At 68.7% G+C, this 17,332-nt stretch carries 16 protein-coding genes; 9 read left to right on the plus strand and 7 right to left on the minus strand.

Annotation, left to right across the window (positions count from 1 at the left end):
• Positions 1-6: 6 nt before the first annotated feature.
• The gene (gene radA / locus ACZYZ9_RS22910; RefSeq protein ID WP_463828562.1) at positions 7-1,422 is read right to left on the minus strand and encodes a DNA repair protein RadA; all 1,416 of its coding nucleotides are present in this window, start codon (positions 1,420-1,422) and stop codon (positions 7-9) included.
• A gap of 51 nt (positions 1,423-1,473) precedes the next feature.
• Complete coding sequence (locus ACZYZ9_RS22915) at positions 1,474-2,046, minus strand: copper chaperone PCu(A)C domain-containing protein (protein WP_463828563.1); 573 nt, start codon at positions 2,044-2,046, stop codon at positions 1,474-1,476.
• Positions 2,047-2,370: 324 nt separating this feature from the next.
• Between ACZYZ9_RS22915 and carD the strand changes: the two genes are divergently transcribed.
• The 8 genes from carD (at position 2,371) to ACZYZ9_RS22955 (ending at position 11,392) form a co-directional block, all read left to right on the plus strand.
• Complete coding sequence (gene carD / locus ACZYZ9_RS22920) at positions 2,371-2,859, plus strand: RNA polymerase-binding transcription factor CarD (RefSeq protein ID WP_065132069.1); 489 nt, start codon at positions 2,371-2,373, stop codon at positions 2,857-2,859.
• 18 nt (positions 2,860-2,877) lie between these two features.
• Positions 2,878-3,549 carry a 2-C-methyl-D-erythritol 4-phosphate cytidylyltransferase gene (gene ispD / locus ACZYZ9_RS22925; protein WP_463828564.1) on the plus strand — a complete coding sequence of 224 codons (672 nt, stop codon included), beginning with the start codon at positions 2,878-2,880 and terminating at the stop codon, positions 3,547-3,549.
• Complete coding sequence (gene ispF, locus ACZYZ9_RS22930) at positions 3,546-4,025, plus strand: 2-C-methyl-D-erythritol 2,4-cyclodiphosphate synthase (protein ID WP_463828565.1); 480 nt, start codon at positions 3,546-3,548, stop codon at positions 4,023-4,025. The genes ispD and ispF overlap by 4 nt, the downstream gene beginning before the upstream one ends.
• Before the next feature lie 46 nt (positions 4,026-4,071).
• The gene (gene cysS, locus ACZYZ9_RS22935) at positions 4,072-5,478 is read left to right on the plus strand and encodes a cysteine--tRNA ligase (protein WP_463828566.1); all 1,407 of its coding nucleotides are present in this window, start codon (positions 4,072-4,074) and stop codon (positions 5,476-5,478) included.
• Positions 5,478-6,407 (plus strand): 23S rRNA (guanosine(2251)-2'-O)-methyltransferase RlmB, encoded by a 930-nt coding sequence (rlmB, locus tag ACZYZ9_RS22940; RefSeq protein WP_463828567.1) that lies wholly within the window; start codon positions 5,478-5,480, stop codon positions 6,405-6,407. Before cysS ends, rlmB begins: the two co-directional genes overlap by 1 nt.
• Before the next feature lie 90 nt (positions 6,408-6,497).
• The gene (locus ACZYZ9_RS22945) at positions 6,498-7,418 is read left to right on the plus strand and encodes a glycerophosphodiester phosphodiesterase family protein (protein ID WP_463828568.1); all 921 of its coding nucleotides are present in this window, start codon (positions 6,498-6,500) and stop codon (positions 7,416-7,418) included.
• A gap of 70 nt (positions 7,419-7,488) precedes the next feature.
• Positions 7,489-8,751: a TetR/AcrR family transcriptional regulator gene (locus tag ACZYZ9_RS22950; RefSeq protein ID WP_463828569.1), complete on the plus strand. Its 1,263-nt coding sequence runs from the start codon at positions 7,489-7,491 to the stop codon at positions 8,749-8,751.
• A gap of 19 nt (positions 8,752-8,770) precedes the next feature.
• Positions 8,771-11,392 (plus strand): LuxR C-terminal-related transcriptional regulator, encoded by a 2,622-nt coding sequence (locus ACZYZ9_RS22955; protein ID WP_463828570.1) that lies wholly within the window; start codon positions 8,771-8,773, stop codon positions 11,390-11,392.
• Here the strand turns inward: ACZYZ9_RS22955 and ACZYZ9_RS22960 are convergent.
• The 4 genes from ACZYZ9_RS22960 to ACZYZ9_RS22975 are packed head-to-tail and all read right to left on the minus strand — an operon-like array spanning position 11,389 to position 15,051.
• Positions 11,389-12,630: an SLC13 family permease gene (locus ACZYZ9_RS22960; RefSeq protein WP_463828571.1), complete on the minus strand. Its 1,242-nt coding sequence runs from the start codon at positions 12,628-12,630 to the stop codon at positions 11,389-11,391. The genes ACZYZ9_RS22955 and ACZYZ9_RS22960 overlap by 4 nt on opposite strands.
• A gap of 4 nt (positions 12,631-12,634) precedes the next feature.
• On the minus strand, positions 12,635-13,555 hold the full coding sequence (locus ACZYZ9_RS22965) for an MBL fold metallo-hydrolase (RefSeq protein WP_463828572.1): 921 nt from the start codon (positions 13,553-13,555) through the stop codon (positions 12,635-12,637).
• Entirely contained in the window at positions 13,555-14,313 is a 759-nt protein-coding gene (locus ACZYZ9_RS22970) for a LamB/YcsF family protein (RefSeq protein ID WP_463828573.1), read from the minus strand. Before ACZYZ9_RS22970 ends, ACZYZ9_RS22965 begins: the two co-directional genes overlap by 1 nt.
• 24 nt (positions 14,314-14,337) lie before the next feature.
• Positions 14,338-15,051 (minus strand): sensor domain-containing protein, encoded by a 714-nt coding sequence (locus ACZYZ9_RS22975; protein ID WP_463828574.1) that lies wholly within the window; start codon positions 15,049-15,051, stop codon positions 14,338-14,340.
• Between the two features lie 351 nt (positions 15,052-15,402).
• Here ACZYZ9_RS22975 and ACZYZ9_RS22980 point away from each other — a divergent pair, with 351 nt between their 5' ends.
• Positions 15,403-16,482: a LacI family DNA-binding transcriptional regulator gene (locus ACZYZ9_RS22980; RefSeq protein ID WP_463828575.1), complete on the plus strand. Its 1,080-nt coding sequence runs from the start codon at positions 15,403-15,405 to the stop codon at positions 16,480-16,482.
• Positions 16,483-16,499: 17 nt separating this feature from the next.
• Here the strand turns inward: ACZYZ9_RS22980 and kstR are convergent, their stop codons facing one another.
• Positions 16,500-17,099: a cholesterol catabolism transcriptional regulator KstR gene (kstR, locus tag ACZYZ9_RS22985; RefSeq protein ID WP_463828576.1), complete on the minus strand. Its 600-nt coding sequence runs from the start codon at positions 17,097-17,099 to the stop codon at positions 16,500-16,502.
• Positions 17,100-17,332: the final 233 nt, after the last annotated feature.

Consider the following 17,332-nt stretch of genomic DNA (forward strand, 5'->3'; position numbering starts at 1 on the left):
GGACCCTTATGCCGAGCCGCCCGTCGGCGGGTTCGGTCGCGGCCGGGCGGCACGGTGATCGGCGATGGCGACGATGTGGTGCATCGCCTCGCCGATGGTGGCCGCACTCAGCGCCCGCATCCCCGTCGGGACGGCAGCACAACCCGGTGGAATCAGCGCCACGGTGAAGCCCTGCCGGGCAGCCTCGGTCAGCCGCCGCTCCATGCCGTGGACCCGGCGCAGGTCGCCCGCCAGGCCCACTTCGCCGATCATCACCGCGGTGGTGGGCAGCGGCAGGCTGTGGTACGCCGAGGCCAGCGCCGTGGCGATCGCCAGGTCCGCCGACGGTTCGGTCAACCGCATGCCGCCCACCGTCGACAGATAGATCTCGGTGACGCCCAGCTTCAAATCGGCGTGCTTTTCCAGCACCGCGGTGATCATCGCGGCCCGGGAATGGTCGATACCGCTGACCGCCCGCCGCGGCGAACCGCCGTTCGGGACGGCCAGCAAGGTCTGGACTTCCCCGATCAGCGGACGCTTCCCGTCCAAGGTCACCGTGATCGCGGTGCCGGGCACCGGGGTCGGCCGCTGGTCCAGGAAGAGGTGTGAGGGATCGGAGACGCCTTCGATGCCGTTGTCGTGCATCAAAAAGCAGCCGACCTCATCGGCAGAACCGAACCGGTTCTTGATCCCTCTGACCATCCGCAACGATCCGTTGCGGTCGCCTTCGAAGTGCAGCACCACGTCCACCAGGTGCTCGAGCGAGCGCGGCCCGGCGATCGCCCCTTCCTTGGTGACGTGACCGACCAGAATCATCGCCACGCCACTGGTCTTGGCGACGGCGGTCAGCGCGGCCGTCACGGCACGCACCTGGGTGACCCCGCCGGCCACGCCGTCGGCCTCGCTGGTCGACATCGTCTGTACCGAATCGACGATGACCAGCGCCGGCCGCACCGTCTCGATATGGGCCAGGACGGCGTGCAGGTCGGACTCGGCGGCCAGATAGACCTCGTCGAACGTCCCGCCGCCGCCGATCCGGTCGGCGCGCAGCCGTATCTGCCCGGCGGACTCCTCGCCGGAGATGTACAACGCGCGTTGCCCGCGCTGCGCCCAGCGGTGGGCCACCTCGAGCAGCAGGGTGGACTTGCCCACCCCGGGGTCCCCGGCCAGCAGCGTCACCGAGCCGGGCACGACACCGCCACCCAGCACCCGGTCCAGTTCGCCGACCCCGGTGCGACGATGCCGGCTGCTGTCGGGCTCGACCGAACTGATCGGCACGGCACGCGACGACGACGGGGGCGAGCGCCGGCCACTGCCGACCGCAGTCAGGACAGCGGATTCTTCAACGGTGCCCCAGCTGCCGCAGTCCAGGCAGCGGCCCACCCACTTGGCGCTGACATGACTGCATTCCGAGCAGCGGTATTGCGAACGCGCATTGGCCACGCCGTGACGCTATCGCCGGGGGGTGACAGATCCCGGTATCGACAGGCTGGTTCAGGAGTGGTGCGGCGCGCGTTCCTGCGCCTGCTCCACACCGGCCGAAATCGGTACCTGGACGCTGCGCTCGCCGGCCTTTTCGAACTTGAAGCTGAACTGGTAGGTGAGGCCGTTCGTGATCGGCTTGGACAGGTTCACGGTCGCTTTCGCGACGCCGTTGGCTCCCGGGGGCCCCGGCGCCACGGTCTGACCGTCCGGTGTCCCGACGAACAGCATCCCGGCGGCCGGCAGCTTGGGGTCCCCGGACAACGTCACCTGCCCGATGTCACTGGTGATGCCGGTCAACCGGTCGGCCTCGTACGGCGAGCTGTTGACGGCCACCAGCACCAGCTCCACGGTGCGGCCGGGCTGCAGGAAGTCACTGGTCTGCGCGGCCTGGATCCGGATGTCGCGCAGCGCCACGTTGCCGATGGTGAGCCGGTTGCCGTTGACGGCGGGTTCCTGGGCGGCGGTCTGCGAGATCTGGCCGGTCCCACAACCACTGAGCACGGCCGCCGCCACACCAGCGGTTGCCACCCAGGTGGTCAGCTTGGCCAGGCGCAGCGGCAGTCGGATGTTGAAGCGGTTCACTCAATGCCTCCTGGTCCCGGATTTCAACTATGGACAGTAGTAGCAACGCATCGTCGGCGGTAGCGGGGACACCCGATATCGAGTGCCGGCCAGCTTGTGCCCGGTGCCCGCTGAACTCCGGCAGGGGCCGGCCAGATATTCTCGGAGGGCGGATTCGGGCCCGTGCCCAAGGGACTGAATGCGCCACCGAAGATGGTCCCCCTGCACGTCCTGGCCCGCCTGTCAAGACCTAATATGCACCCGGCGTGCCTCTGACCTGCACCGTTGTTCCCCACGCGTCGGGCCCGCGTGTTAGACTCAACTAACGAAAGGGGCTCGAATCAGATGATCTTCAAGGTCGGTGACACCGTTGTCTATCCACACCACGGTGCTGCGTTAGTCGAGGCGATCGAAACTCGAACCATCAAAGGGGAGCAAAAAGAGTATCTCGTCTTGAAAGTCGCGCAGGGCGACCTGACCGTTCGAGTCCCGGCGGACAACGCCGAGTACGTCGGTGTCCGTGATGTCGTGGGCCAGGAAGGCCTCGACAAAGTTTTCCAGGTGCTGCGTGCTCCGCACACCGAAGAGCCCACCAACTGGTCCCGCCGGTACAAGGCCAACCTCGAGAAGCTCGCCTCCGGCGATGTCAACAAGGTGGCCGAGGTCGTGCGCGACCTGTGGCGGCGCGATCAGGAGCGCGGTCTCTCGGCGGGCGAGAAGCGGATGCTAGCCAAGGCGCGCCAGATCCTGGTCGGCGAATTGGCCCTGGCTGAAAGCACCGACGAGGCCAAGGCGGACACCATTCTCGACGAGGTCCTGGCCGCCGCCTCCTGAATTCCCCGGAGCTCGTAGGTGAGCGCGGGAAAGGTCGTCGCGATAGTCCCGGCCGCTGGGTCCGGGCAGCGTCTGGCTGCCGGCGTCGCTAAGGCGTTCTATCAACTCGAAGGCCGTTCGCTGGTCGAGCGCACCCTCGAGGGTCTGCGGGCCTCCGGCGTGGTGGACTCCGTGATCGTCGCGGTCCCGCCCGATCGCACCGACGAGGCCAAGCTGATCCTGGGACACCTCGCCACGATCGTGCCCGGGGGGCCGACCCGCACCGAGACCGTGCAGTTGGCGTTGTCGGCGCTCGGCCAACCGCCGGAGTTCGTCCTGGTGCACGATGCGGCGCGGCCGTTGACACCGCCGTCGCTGATCGCGCGGGTCGTCGAAGCGCTGCGGGCGGGTCACCAGGCGGTGGTACCCGGCCTGCCGTTGGCGGACACCATCAAGGCCGTCGACGCCAACGGCGTGGTGCTGGGGACGCCGGAGCGGGCCGGTCTGCGCGCGGTGCAGACGCCGCAAGGTTTCGCCACCGAGTTGCTGGTGCGCGCCTACCAGCACGCCGGCACTGCCGGCTTCACCGACGATGCGTCGCTGGTGGAGCAGATCGGCGGCCGGATCCAGGTGGTCGACGGCGACCCGCTGGCCTTCAAGATCACCACCCAGCTGGATCTGCAGCTGGCCAGGTCGGTGGTGCGGACGTGATTCAGCAGCCACGCGTCGGGTTGGGTGTCGACGTGCACCCCATCGAACCCGGGCGGCCGTGCTGGCTGGTCGGCCTGCTGTTCCCCAGCGTGGACGGCTGCGCCGGACACTCCGACGGCGACGTCGCGGCGCATGCGCTGTGTGACGCGGTACTGTCTGCCGCCGGGCTGGGTGACATCGGTGGCGTCTTCGGCGTCGACGATCCCCGCTGGCAGGGCGTCAGCGGCGCCGACATGCTCAGGCACGTCGTCCAGCTGCTCGCCGCGGAGGGCTACCGGGTGGGCAATGCGGCGGTCCAGGTGATCGGCAACCGGCCGAAAATCGGCCCGCGCCGTTCCGAGGCGCAGGCGGTGTTGTCGCGGTTGCTCAACGCGCCGGTATCGGTGTCGGCCACGACTACCGACGGGCTCGGTCTCACCGGACGCGGCGAGGGTCTGGCCGCCATCGCGACCGCGATGGTCATTCCGCTCCGCTAGGCCGCGCGGCGCCCCGGCCGCGGTGCAGGCAGTAAGCTGGCACGTCGTGACCGATCGTGCCGTCCTGCGGCTCCATGACACGGCAACAGGTGCCGTGCGTGATTTCGTGCCGATCCGGCCCGGCCACGTCTCCATCTACCTGTGTGGCGCGACTCCGGACACGCTGCCGCACATCGGGCACGTCCGCAGCGGTGTGGCCTTCGACATCCTGCGCCGCTGGTTGATCGCTCGCGGCTACGAGGTCTCGTTCATCCGCAACGTGACCGACATCGAGGACAAGATCCTGACCAAGGCCGCCGCGGCGGGCCGGCCCTGGTGGGAGTGGGTGGCCACCTATGAGCGAGCCTTCACCGCCGCCTACGACGCGCTCGGTGTGCTGCCGCCGTCGGCGGAGCCCCGGGCCACCGGTCACATCACGCAGATGGTCGAATTAATGGAACGCCTGATCGAAACCGGTCATGCGTACGCCGCCGCCGGCGATGTGTACTTCGACGTCCTCAGCTACCCCGAGTACGGCCAGCTCTCCGGGCACCGGATCGACGACGTGCACCAAGGCGAGGGCGTGGCCACCGGCAAGCGCGATCAGCGCGATTTCACCCTGTGGAAGGGGGAGAAGCCGGGCGAGCCGTCGTGGCCTTCGCCGTGGGGGCGCGGGCGTCCCGGCTGGCACCTGGAATGTTCGGCGATGGCCCGCACCTATTTCGGACCGGAATTCGACATCCATTGCGGTGGAATGGATTTGATCTTCCCGCACCACGAGAACGAGATCGCGCAGAGCCGCAGCGCCGGCGACGGGTTCGCTCGTTACTGGCTGCACAACGGCTGGCTGACCATGGGTGGCGAGAAGATGAGCAAGTCGCTGGGCAACGTGGTGGCCATCCCGGCGATGCTGCAACGGGTGCGACCCGCCGAACTGCGTTACTACCTGGGCAGCGCGCATTTCCGCTCGATGCTGGAATACACCGAGACCGCACTGCAGGACGCGGTCAGCGCTTATGTCGGGTTGGAGGACTTCCTGCACCGGGTCCGCAGCCGAGTCGGCGCCGTCGTACCCGGCGAATGGACCCCGCGCTTCGCCGCCGCGCTCGACGACAACCTGTCCGTGCCGATGGCGCTGGCCGAGATCCACCAGACCCGTGCCGACGGCAACCGTGCGCTGGACGCCGGTGACCACGAGGGCGCGCTGCGCAGCGCGTCCTCGATCCGCGCGATGATGGGCATCCTGGGTTGCGATCCGCTCGACGAGCGCTGGGAATCCAAAGACGAGACATCGGCCGCGCTGGCGGCGGTGGACGTGCTGGTCCAGTCCGAATTGAAGAATCGGCAGAAAGCGCGCGAGGAGCGCAACTGGGCACTGGCCGACGAGATCCGGGACCGGCTCAAGATGGCCGGTATCGAGGTCACCGACACCGCCGACGGTCCGCAGTGGACGCTGAGCGGTAGCGGCAAGTAGTGGCCGGCAACTCGCAGCGCCGCGGGGCGATCCGCAAATCCGGCTCCAAGAAAGGGCCGACCGTCGGCTCGGGTGGCCAGCGTCGCCGCGGACTGGAGGGGCGCGGACCCACGCCCCCGGCGCATCTGCGCCCGCACCATCCGGCGGCCAAGCGGGCCAAGCCGCAAGCCCAGCGCCCGGCCCGCAAGGTCGACGAGACCGAAACGGTATTGGGCCGCAATCCGGTCCTGGAATGCCTGCGTGCGGGGGTCCCGGCGACGGCGCTCTATGTCGCACTGGGTTCGGAGGCCGACGAGCGACTGACCGAATCCGTCTCCCGCGCGGCCGATTCGGGCATCGCGATTCTCGAGGTGCCGCGCACCGACCTGGACCGCATGACGGCCAACCACCTGCACCAGGGCATCGCGTTGCAGGTGCCGCCCTATGACTACGCCCATCCCGACGATCTGGTCGCCACCGCACTCGCCACGCCACCGGCAATGCTGGTGGCGCTGGACAATATCTCCGACCCGCGCAACCTCGGCGCGATCGTGCGTTCGGTGGCGGCGTTCGGCGGCCACGGTGTGCTGATCCCGCAGCGCCGCTCCGCCTCGGTGACCGCGGTCGCGTGGCGCACCAGCGCCGGGGCGGCGGCCCGGATACGGGTGGCCCGGGCGACCAATCTGACCAGGACGCTGAAGGATTGGGCCGGACGGGGCCTGCGGGTGGTGGGTCTGGACGCCGGGGGCGACACAGTGCTCGACGATCTGGACGGCACCGATCCGATGGTGGTCGTCGTCGGTTCCGAGGGCAAGGGACTCTCGCGGCTGGTGCGGCAGAACTGCGATCAGGTGGTGTCCATCCCGATGGCGGGTCAGACCGAATCGCTGAACGCCGCGGTCGCCGCCGGGGTGGTGCTCGCCGAGATTGCTCGCCAGCGCCGGGGGTGACTTTCCCTGGCCGAGCAGACGCAAAAGCTCCGGAATCTTCGGCGTGTCGCGGGCTTTTGCGTCTGCTCGGCAATAGCGGGGGCGGCGTGGGTGCCGGTGGCGTCGGCGCAACCGGTCGGCTTCGATGTGCAGGCCCACGCGGGGGGCCGCGGTGAGACCACCGGCGAGTCGCTGCGTGCCTTCCGCAAGGCGGTCGAAACAGGGGTCAGCACAATCGAATTGGATGTCGGGATCACCAAGGACGGCCAACCTGTGGTGTGGCACGACACGGTCATCGAGGCCACTGCCTGTGCCGACACCGCGCCGGCGTTCACCGGTGACCCGGCCTATCCGTACGTGGGCAGCCAGGTGCACGAGCTGACCCTGGCGCAGCTCCGCACCTTGGACTGCGGCCGGCCCGACCCGCAGTTTCCCGCAGCAGAAGTGGTGTGGGGCAACAAGATCGCCACCTTGTCCGAAGTGTTCGCCGACACCGGGTCGGCCGGTGTCGGGTACAACATCGAAACCAAAGTGCAGGCGGATCGGCCGGGGGCCACCGCCGGCCCGCAGGAGTTCGTCGACGCCGTGCTGGCCGCGGTCCGGGCCGCCGGCACCACGGACCGGGTGCAGATCCAGAGCTTCGACTGGCGCACGCTGCCGCTGGTGCGCCAGGCCGAGCCGTCGATTCCGTTGGTGGCGTTGTGGAGTGCGCAAACCTGGGTGCCGGGTTCACCGTGGACCGCTCACATCGATCCGGGGATCGTGGGTGACCCGATGCTCGGCGCCGCGATGGTCGGGGCGGACATCCTGTCGCCGGACTACCGTCTGGTTGACACCGCCTTCGTTGCTCGAGCGCACGCGTTGGGACTCAAGGTGATTCCCTGGACCGTCGACGACGCCGAGGCGATGCGCGAGCAGATCGGCGCCGGGGTGGACGGGCTCATCACCAACTATCCGACGCTGTTGCGTACCGTCCTGGCCGATCTCGCACTGCCGGTGATGTGGCGCGACCGCGCACCCCGCGGTTCCTGATCGAGGCGCCCGGAGCCGAATGAGCACGTTCGTCCCTCCGTACCCAGGCCGCGCGGCTACGGTGATCTACATGCCCCAGGCGCGCCGCACCTCCGCCAAGGAAGTCAAGCGGCGTCCGAAGGACCGCAAGGAGCAGATAGCCCGCGCTGCCTCCGACGCGTTCAGCGAATTGGGCTATCACGCGGTGAGTATGGAAAACATCGCCGCCCGGGTGGGGATTTCCGCGGCGGCTCTCTACCGGCACTCCCAAGGCAAGTACGACCTGTTCCGGGATGCTGTGCTGGCACTCGGGCAGCACCTGGTCGACGCAACCGATTTCGCGGAGAACCTGTCCGACGACGCCGATCCCGGCGAGACCGTCCGGCTGTTGATCGGCGCGCTGATCGAAACCACCATCGCCAACCGCACCGCCGGGGGGTTGTACCGCTGGGAAGGCCGCTACCTGCACGGCGCCGACCAGAGCGCACTTGCCGATCAACTCAAGTTGGTCAACCGCCGCCTGCAGCGACCCCTGATGGAGCTGCGGCCGAAACTCACCTCGCACCAACGCTGGAGCTTGTCGGCCGCGATTCTGAGCGTGATCGGCAGCATCACCGACCACCGTTCCCGCCTCAGCAACGGCGAGATTCGGGAGACCCTGATCGACATCTGTGCCGCGGTGCTGCTGACCGACCTGCCGACCCGGCGCGGGACTGCGCCCCGCACGGCGCCGCCGGCCCCGTTCTCGGGCACGGGCGGGGAGTACGAACTGCTGTTGCGCGAATCGATGCGGTTGTTCTACGAGCGTGGCTACCGGGAAACCGGGATGGACGACATCGCCTCCGCGGTCGGCTTGCCGGTGGGCAGCATCTACCGTTACTTCCCCGGCAAAGCCGACATCCTCGCCGTGTCGTATCGGCGGATGGCCGATCAGTTGCTCGCCGATCTGTCCACCAGCCTGGCCGCTAACAGCGACCCGGAACAGGCGCTTGCACAGCTGGTCGACGCCTACGTGGCGCGGTCGCTGGCCAATCCCGAACTGGCGTGCGTGTACTACACCGAGCGACACAACCTGCCCGAGACCGATGCGATCCTGCTGTACAACATTCAGCGGTCCACCGTCGAATCCTGGGCGCGCCTCGCGGTGGAGGCGCGACCGGAGCTCAAGATCGGGCGGGCGCGATACGCCGTGCACGCCGCGTTCGCACTCGCCGTCGACATCGGCCGGCTCATACACTTCGACACCGACCAAGCCGCACGCCTCACGGTCCGTCGGTTGATGGAGGTCACTTTGCTGGGCAGGCCGGCCGTCGTGCCACCGAAGGCGGGCCGCGCCACCATCCGACAGCGCTGACGAACGTTATAGTCGCGGGGTGATCGGCGCCGCGCCGTTGACCGGGCGTGCCAGCGAATTGGCAGCCATCCGCCGTGCCCTCAGCGGGACCGGTGCGCAGGCGGGCGTGCTGATCGCCGGGGCGGCGGGGGTGGGGAAAACCTGGCTGGCGCGCGAAGTGTTGCGACAGGCCAAGATCGCGGGTGGGCGTACCCAGTGGATCGTAGGCACCGAGTCGGCGCGGGCGCTGCCGCTCGGCGCGTTCATCGGTGTGCTGAGTGAGCCGGTCGACCCGTGGCAGAGCGTGCGACGGGTAATCGATTCCTTTGTGCTGCAACAGGATCGAGGCCGAGTATTGGTGGGTGTCGATGACGCGCACCTGCTCGACGGGTTGTCGGCCCTGGTTGTCCACCAGCTGGCCCAGTCCGGCGGGGCGCGGCTGGTGGTCACCATGCGTACCGGCGGCGCGGAACCCGACGCCGTCACGGCGTTGTGGAAAGACGGCCTGCTGACCCGCCTGGATCTGGAGCCGCTCTCGGCCGAGGCGACCCGCGAGGTGATCGAGACCACGCTCGGCGGCCCCGTGGACGCCCGCAGTGCCGCCCGGTTCCGGCAGCTCACCGGCGGCAACAGCCTGTTCCTGCGGCAGTTGCTCGCCGACCAGCTGGCGGCCGGTCGGATGCGGAACCTGGCCGGGGTCTGGATCTGGGACGACGATGTTGCGGTGTCGGCGAGCCTGTCCGACACCGTGATGCGCCAGATGGGCCGGCTGGATCCGCCGATGGCGATGGTGGTCGACGTCCTGTCGCAATGCGAGCCGTTGCCCGTCGACGTGTTGTGCGACCTGGTGAGCCGCGCTGATCTGCACGCCGCCGAGCGGATGGGACTGGTCACCGTCGAGCGCACCGGTGCCGCATTGACGGTCCGGCTGGCGCACCCGTTGTTCGGCGAACTGCGCCGTGCCGTCGCAGGCGAGATGCACCTGTCGGCGATCCGCGGCCGGCTCGCGACGCGGCTGGCCGACGACGGCGACGCCGACATGCAGGCCACCGTGCGCCGGGCGCTGCTGCGCCTCGAGTCCGATCTCGGTCCGGATCCCGTGCTCTATCTGGAATCGGCGCGTCACGCCATGACGCTGCTGGACCTCGATCTGGCCGACCGGTTCGCCGCCGCGGCGACCCGGGCAGGCGCACCCGGTGCGGCGGCGGTGCGGGCGATGAACCTGGTTCTGCTGGGCCGTGGCGATCAGGCGGAGGAGGCGCTGCGTCAGCTCGCCGACCTGCCCGACGGTCAGCACTGGGCGACCGTGCGCGCAGCCAACCTGGTCTGGATGCTGGGCCGGCCTGCGGAGGCGGCCGCCGTCCTGGACGGCCTGGCGGCCGGGTCCGAAACGCCGGCTCAGTCAGCCGAGCGCCTGGCGGTGCAGGCCTGTCTGGATGCGGTATCGGCGCGCTGCCGGGATGCTGCCCAAAATGCTTGCGCCGCCTTGGAATCCACCGAACTGCCGGACTTCCACGCGATGATGGCGGCGCTGGCGTTGATCATGGCCAGGGGAGCGCTGGGTGAGGTCGACGACCTCACCGTGCTGGCCGATCAGGCGTTGCGGCGTGCGACGACGTCGTTCGAGGCCTCGCACATGAGGTTCTGGTTCGGAGCGGTGTACGGCCGGGCGTGCCGGCTGACCGGTCGGATCGCCGAATTCGCCGACATGGCAACGACATTGGCTGATTCGGCGCGCGATGTTCCCGGCCTGGCCTATGCAAATCTGGCGTGCCTGTTGAGTAACGTCGAGTTGGCCCGCGGAGCGGTCGCCGACGCCGCCCGGCTGGGTCACGAAGCACTTGCCGGAGTGCATAAGCATGCCGTCACCACCGGTCTGCGGCCGGCCACCTTTTTCGCGTTGGCCGAGGCGCACGCCAAACTGGGTCAGGCAGCTGACGCCGCCGAAGCGGTCGCTTCGGCGCGGTCCTGCGTACCGCCGGACTTCCTGTTCATGCACACCGGGCTGGCGGTGGCGGTCGGCTGGGGGCTGGCTGCCGACGGGCAGTTGCGCGCAGCCGTGACCGAGGTGCGGCGGGCTGCGGAAATTGCCCGCGACCGCGGGCAACCCACCCATGAACTGGCCTGTATCCAGGCTGCGGCGCAGTGGGGCGACACCGCGGGTGCGGGGCGCGCCCGCGAGTTGGCCAAGACGTTGTCGCTGCCACTGGCGGATGCGGTCGCGGCGCACACGGCGGCGTTGGCGGCCGGTGACGGTACGGCTCTGCTGGCGGCGTCGGCGGCCTACCGCGCCATTGGTGACCGGGCCGCCGCCGCCGATACCGCGGCGCAGGCTTCCGTAGCATTCACCGGCAGTCAGCAACAGCGACGCGGGCTCTATGCGGCGGCACTGGCCAAGGAACTGGCGGTCGAGTGCGGCGGACTGCACACGCCGGCGCTGCGAACTCCGGCCGGGCTCAAGCTGTCCGGTCGGCAGCGCGATGTCACCGAACTCGTCGCGGCCGGTCTGTCCAACCGGCAGATCGCCGAGAAGCTGGTCATGTCGATACGCACCGTGGAAGGCCACATCTACCGCGCCTGTCAGCGGGTGGGGGCACAGTCCCGCGAGGAACTGGCGGCGATCATCCGATCCGGCCCGGGCGGGCCACACCGCGGCGGCTAGACACCCAGTACCCGCACGCCTGCCCACAACGCCAGCACCGCCACCAGCAATGCGGCCGGCACTGTGCACAACCCCAGGAGGGTGTACTCCCCGACACCGGGCTCGACCCGGTACTGGCGCAGCACCCGTCGCCACAACAGGTTGGACAGCGAACCCACGTAGGTCAGGTTTGGTCCGATGTTGACGCCGATCAACACGGCCAGTACGGCCGCAGGTCCGCCGGCGGCGACCAGCGGCACCAACACCAGCGTTGCCGGCAGGTTGTTGACCACATTGGCCAGCACGGCCGCCAGGGCCGCGACGCCGAGCAGGGCCGCCAACCCGGAACCGGCCGGGACCAGGGCCGACATCGTGGCGGCCACGCCGTTGAGCATGACGGCTTGCACCACGATGCCCAGCGCGGGCACGAACACGAGAAACGGAATGTTGAGCGAGTGCAGTATCTCGGTGACCGTCGTGCGCCGGTGCCGCAGACTGCGGGTAGCCAGCACCGCGGCACCGCACAGCGCAGCCCATGCCGGCGGGATGTCCAGGTACTCGGCCACCGCGAAACCGGCCAGCGTCGCACCCACCACCAGCAGCACGAACACCGGTGGACGCGGTGGCGGTCCGAGATCCGCGCGGTCGGGTTGGGTGCGCAGGTCGCGGACGAAGAACAGCCGGAACGCCACGTACACCGTGCCCGTCGCGGCCAGCCACGGCAACGCCATCAGTTCGGTGAACTTGACGAACGAAAGGTGGGCACCGCGGTAGGCGAGCAGGTTGGTCAGGTTGGACACCGGAAGCAGCAGCGAGGCCGTATTGGCCAGGTGCGCGGTGGCGTAGGTATACGGCAGGACCGGGGTCCGCAACCGGCGCACGGTGGCCAGCACCACCGGGGTCAACAGCACGACGGTGGCGTCGAGGCTGAGCACCGCGGTGATGATCGCCGAGATGACGAATACCTGCCGCAACAGCCCGTAGGACCCCGAACCGGTGCGCGCCATCGCCGCACCCGCTGCTTCGAACAGCCCTTCGTCGTCACACAGCTTGGCCAGCACCAACACCGCGCCCAGGAAGGCGACCACCCGGCCGAGGCCGGACACCTGGGCGCCCGCCTGGTGTGGTGAGATCGCGCCGACCGCCACCAGAATCGCTGCCGCCGGTACGGCCGCCACCGCCTCGGGCAGGCCCCGGGGGCGTGCCACCGCGCACGCGAGCACGACAACCAGCAGCACCAGCGAGAGGGTCAGGGTCAACGGTCTAGACCCAGGGATCTTCGCGCCGCCACAGCGTGGGCATCTGCACGGCAACGCCGTCCTCGGCGGCCAGCTCGTCGAGGACGCGGATCGACACATCCAGGTCGTCGCCCGCATAGGGCAAGGCGCGCAACGGTTTCGACAGCGGACGGAAGAAGTCGTCCCAGTGGATCAGGACGACCCGTCGTGCCCCGACCGCCCGCACGGTCTGGTTCCAGTACTCGACGAGATAGGACCGCGGCTGCAGACCCAGCTGGCCGACGCTCAGATAGGCAACGTCGGCCGGTCGGTTGTGCAGCGCACCGGCGACGTAACCGGCGCTGCCCTGGATCAGCAGTCGCCGGCCGGACGGCAGATGGTGAATGAGCGCGGACCAGGCTTCGCCGCACCGGTAGGCCGACGCCTGCACCGGCGGCACCACCGGGGCATCGATCACTCCCGGGAACCGGTCGGGCGGGCAGTGATGCGACTCGATCAGCGTTACTTCGAAGGCGCCCAACATGATCGGCTCACCGGAAACCGCCACCGTCAGGCGGTCGTCGGCCAACCCGTGCCCGCGGCCCACATTGGCCGCCGATTCACCGCCGACCAACCGGGCACCGGTGCGCTCGGCGACCAGCGCGGAATCCATGACGTGGTCGATGTGGGTGTGCACCGGTATGACGGCGGCGAGTCGGGTGATCTTGGCCCGCGCCAGGCAACCGTCAACGCGCGCAGGCGAAGGCGCCACCTTGCCGGCCACCACCCGCGCCAGTCCGGGGCGGGAGAAATAACCGTCGGTCAGCAATGCCGACGATCCGTCGTCCAGGAGCAGGGTCGCCACCCCCATCCACATCGCTGACAGTGGCGAGTCAGGTGCTGCGACAGGCACATCGAACCGATGTGAATATCGGCTGAGGTCGGGACGCCCCAGTTTGAGCCGCACTAGCAGCAGGCCTTCAACTCGACGCCGGCGGCGATCAGCGCCTCGCGCACCGCGGTCGCGATCTGCACCGCGCCCGGCGAATCGCCATGCACACAAACCGATTCCACCGTTACCGCGATCGGGGTGCCGTCGACGGCCGGCACCTCACCCGAGGTCACCATCGCCGCGACCCGCCGCGCGATCGCCGTCGGGTCGTGCAGCACCGCACCCGGTTCGCGGCGGGGCACCAACCGGCCATCCGGGGTATAGGCGCGATCGGCGAAAGCCTCGGCGACCGTGCGCAGCCCGCGGCGTTCGGCTTCCTCGAAGAACGCCGAACCCGTCATGCCCAGCACCGGTAGCGCGGCGTCCACGCGCTGAACCGCGTCCGCCACCGCAGCGGCCTGCTCGCGGTGGGTGACGATGGTGTTGTACAGCGCGCCATGGGGTTTGACGTAGGACACCGTCGAGCCGGCTGCCCGCGCCAGCGCCTGCAAGGCGCCGATCTGATAGATCACGTCCGCGCGCAGGTCTTCGGCGGCGACGTCGATGAAGCGTCTGCCGAACCCGGCGAGGTCGCGGTAACTCACCTGAGCACCGATGCGCACACCGCGCTCGGCGGCCGTGCGGCACACCCGCAGCAGCCCGGCCGGGTCGCCGGCGTGGAAGCCGCACGCGACGTTGGCACTGGTGACGATTCCGAGCATGGCGTCGTCGTCACCCAATCGCCAGATGCCGAATCCTTCCCCCAGGTCGGCGTTGAGGTCGATGCTGGCCACGGGCTCAGCTTAGGCGCGGCGTTCCTACAGCTTGGCGATGTTGCCCGCGATCTTGTTGGCGATGTCCACGGCCGCGGTGCCGGTCTGGTTGAAGGCGCACGTCACGATGTCTATGGCGATGTTGTTGCGCACGGTCAGGGCGTGCTGGCAGGTCCAGCCGTCCCCGCGTTCCTGGACCTTGGTGGTGCTCAACATGCTGTTCTCGTTGTTCACGTCGCCGACGGTCCAGGTGATGTCGGACTGGTTGGGGCTGACGTCGTTGAAGCGCCGGTTGGCGCACGATTTCCAGCTCTGCACCGAGGAGTTGTAGAAGTTGCTGGCGTCCTGGGCGTTGGGGAACGCCACGACCGCCTGCAGCGTGTAGAACTTGCGGTCGCCGGTGTCGTCGACGCTGTCGTCGAGCCGCTGTCCCCGCATCGCGGTCCACCCGGTGCCGGCATACACCTTGTCCTGCGCGGCACTGTCGACTGCCAGGCAGTTCGTGTCGGTCACGTTCTTGCTCCAGTCCCACATGGACTTGGCGCTGAACCACACCTTCATCGAGGTCGCGCCCAGGGCGCTGTTGATCTGGCTCGGGTCGAGCAGCAGGTTGTCCAGCGCGCTCACCGATATCGGAGTCTGATTTGCCAGACCGGCCTTGTCACCTGCCAGGGCCTTACCGTCGACGACGTCGGTGCAACCACTGACGAGGGTGCATGCTCCTACCAGCGCGGCCACCGCGACGATCTGCTGACGCACTGTTCCCCCTTCCCGCCTCGCCGGCCGCACGGGGCCGGCGCGTAATCAGCTTATGCGGTGCTGGTGCCGATGTCGCCCGCGTAGCCAGCAAAAAAGATGGATGACGCAAGAGATGCCGGCCAGGAACACCGAAACAGGCACTCCTGGCGCCAGGGACAGCACGATTCCCCCGACGGTGGCAGTCTCGGCAAACGCCCGCGGGCCGGCGCGGACCCACCGGACAGTGCCGCGGCCAACGCGCTGCGGCGGGTCATTCCCACACAGAGACATAAGTGAAAATCGTCTCCATCAGAAAGTTGAGCGGCACTGTCCCGCAGCGGCGGTCGGGACGGCGCGGTAGCGTCACCGAATGTGAGTCCAACACCGCGCAGGCGGGCGACTCTGGCGTCGTTGGCGGCCGAGCTCAAGGTATCTCGCACCACGATCTCCAACGCCTTCAACCGACCGGACCAGCTCTCCCCTGAACTCCGGGAGCGGGTGCTGGCCACGGCGAAGCGGATCGGTTACGCGGGGCCGGACCCGGTGGCCAGATCGTTGCGCACCCGCAAGGCCGGCGCCGTCGGACTGGTGATGACCGAAGCGCTGACCTACTCGTTCAGCGACCCGGCGGCCCGGGATTTCGTTGCGGGACTGGCCCAGTCGTGCGAGGAACTGGGTCAGGGGTTGTTGCTGGTGGCTGTCGGGCCGGGACGCAGCATCGAGGACGGCACCACGGCGGTGCTGGGTGCCGGGGTGGACGGGTTCGTGGTCTATTCGGTGCGCGACGACGATCCCTATCTGCAGGTGGTGCTGCAGCGCCGGTTGCCGGTGGTGGTGGTCGACCAGCCGATCGGGTTGCCGTCGGTCTGCCGGGTGGGTATCGACGACCGCGCGGCTATGCGCGAGCTCGCCGAATACGTACTGGGCCTGGGTCACCGTGAGATCGGCCTGCTGACCATGCGGCTGGGCCGCGACCGGCGCCGGGGCCTGGTGACTGCCGACCGGTTGCAGTCGCCGATCTTCGACGTGCAGCGGGAACGCATCATCGGGGTGTGGGAGGCGATGACGGCCGCCGGCATCGACCGGGAGTCGCTGACCGTGGTGGAAAGCTACGAGCACCTGCCCTCTTCCGGCGGCGACGCGGCCAGCGTGGCGCTGCAGGCCAATCCGCGCATCACCGCGCTGCTGTGCACCGCCGACATCCTGGCCCTCTCGGCCATGGATTACCTTCGCGCACATGGCATTTATGTGCCGGGTCAGATGACGGTCACCGGCTTTGACGGGGTCGACGAGGCGATCGGCCGGGGGCTGACGACGGTGGCGCAGCCGAGTTTGCACAAGGGCCGGCGCGCAGGCGAATTGGTGCTGCAGCCGCCGCGCTCGGGCCTGCCGGTGGTGGAACTGCTTGCTACCGAGTTGATCCGGGGACGTACCTCGGGTCCGCCGGCCTAGCCGACCGGACGGCCCGACTAGCAGTTCTCGTGATCGCCGATCAGAAGTCGGACCGCGAGGTCGAGGCGCTTGCTCACGTCGGTGGCCGACGCGCGGCGGGTGAGCCACGCCAGCAGGTTGGACAGCCACACATCGGAGATCACCCGGGCAATGTGGTACTGGTCCTCGGTCGGCTCACCGTCGCTCATCGCCCGGGCGAACATGGAGTCGATCAGCTTCTCCACCTGGTCGACTTCGCTGGCCGCCGAGGCGTCGGCGAACACGTAGGCACGCGTCATCGCCTCGGTGAGCAGCGGATTGCGCTGCATCGCGCGATTGAGCTTGCCGACCATGAAGTTGAGTCGCTGGAACGGGGTCCCGCCCGCCACCGCGGAGCGATCGGTCTTGGCATCGATGCGGCTGAATTCGCGGCCCAGGGCCGACACCAACAGGTGCACCTTGGACGGGAAGTACCGGTACAGGGTGCCGACCGCGACGTCGGCACGATCCGCCACCGCGCGCATCTGCACGGCCTCGTACCCGCCTTTCGACGCGATGGCCATGGTGGCGTCCAGGATGCGTTTGCGCCGTTCGCGTTGCGCTTCCGAACCCAGTTCCGACTCAGCAAGTACCGCCACGTTCAGCACCTCGCGAGGTTGGTTGACGGAACCGCTGGCATTCGCTGGCGACATGTGGCTGGCGACTCCTGGTGTGGGCGATCTGTTCGCAAACGATACGCATTCTCGGCGTGCATCTCCCACCTCCCCGCAGTCGGGACAGCGACGTGTCCTGGCCTGATTACCGTCGACTTGACGGTTGATCGTTTCCACTATTAGAACACGTTCTAGTGGGCATGAAAGACTGTGTGCCC

Source organism: Mycobacterium sp. IDUB_28, assembly GCF_055419285.1.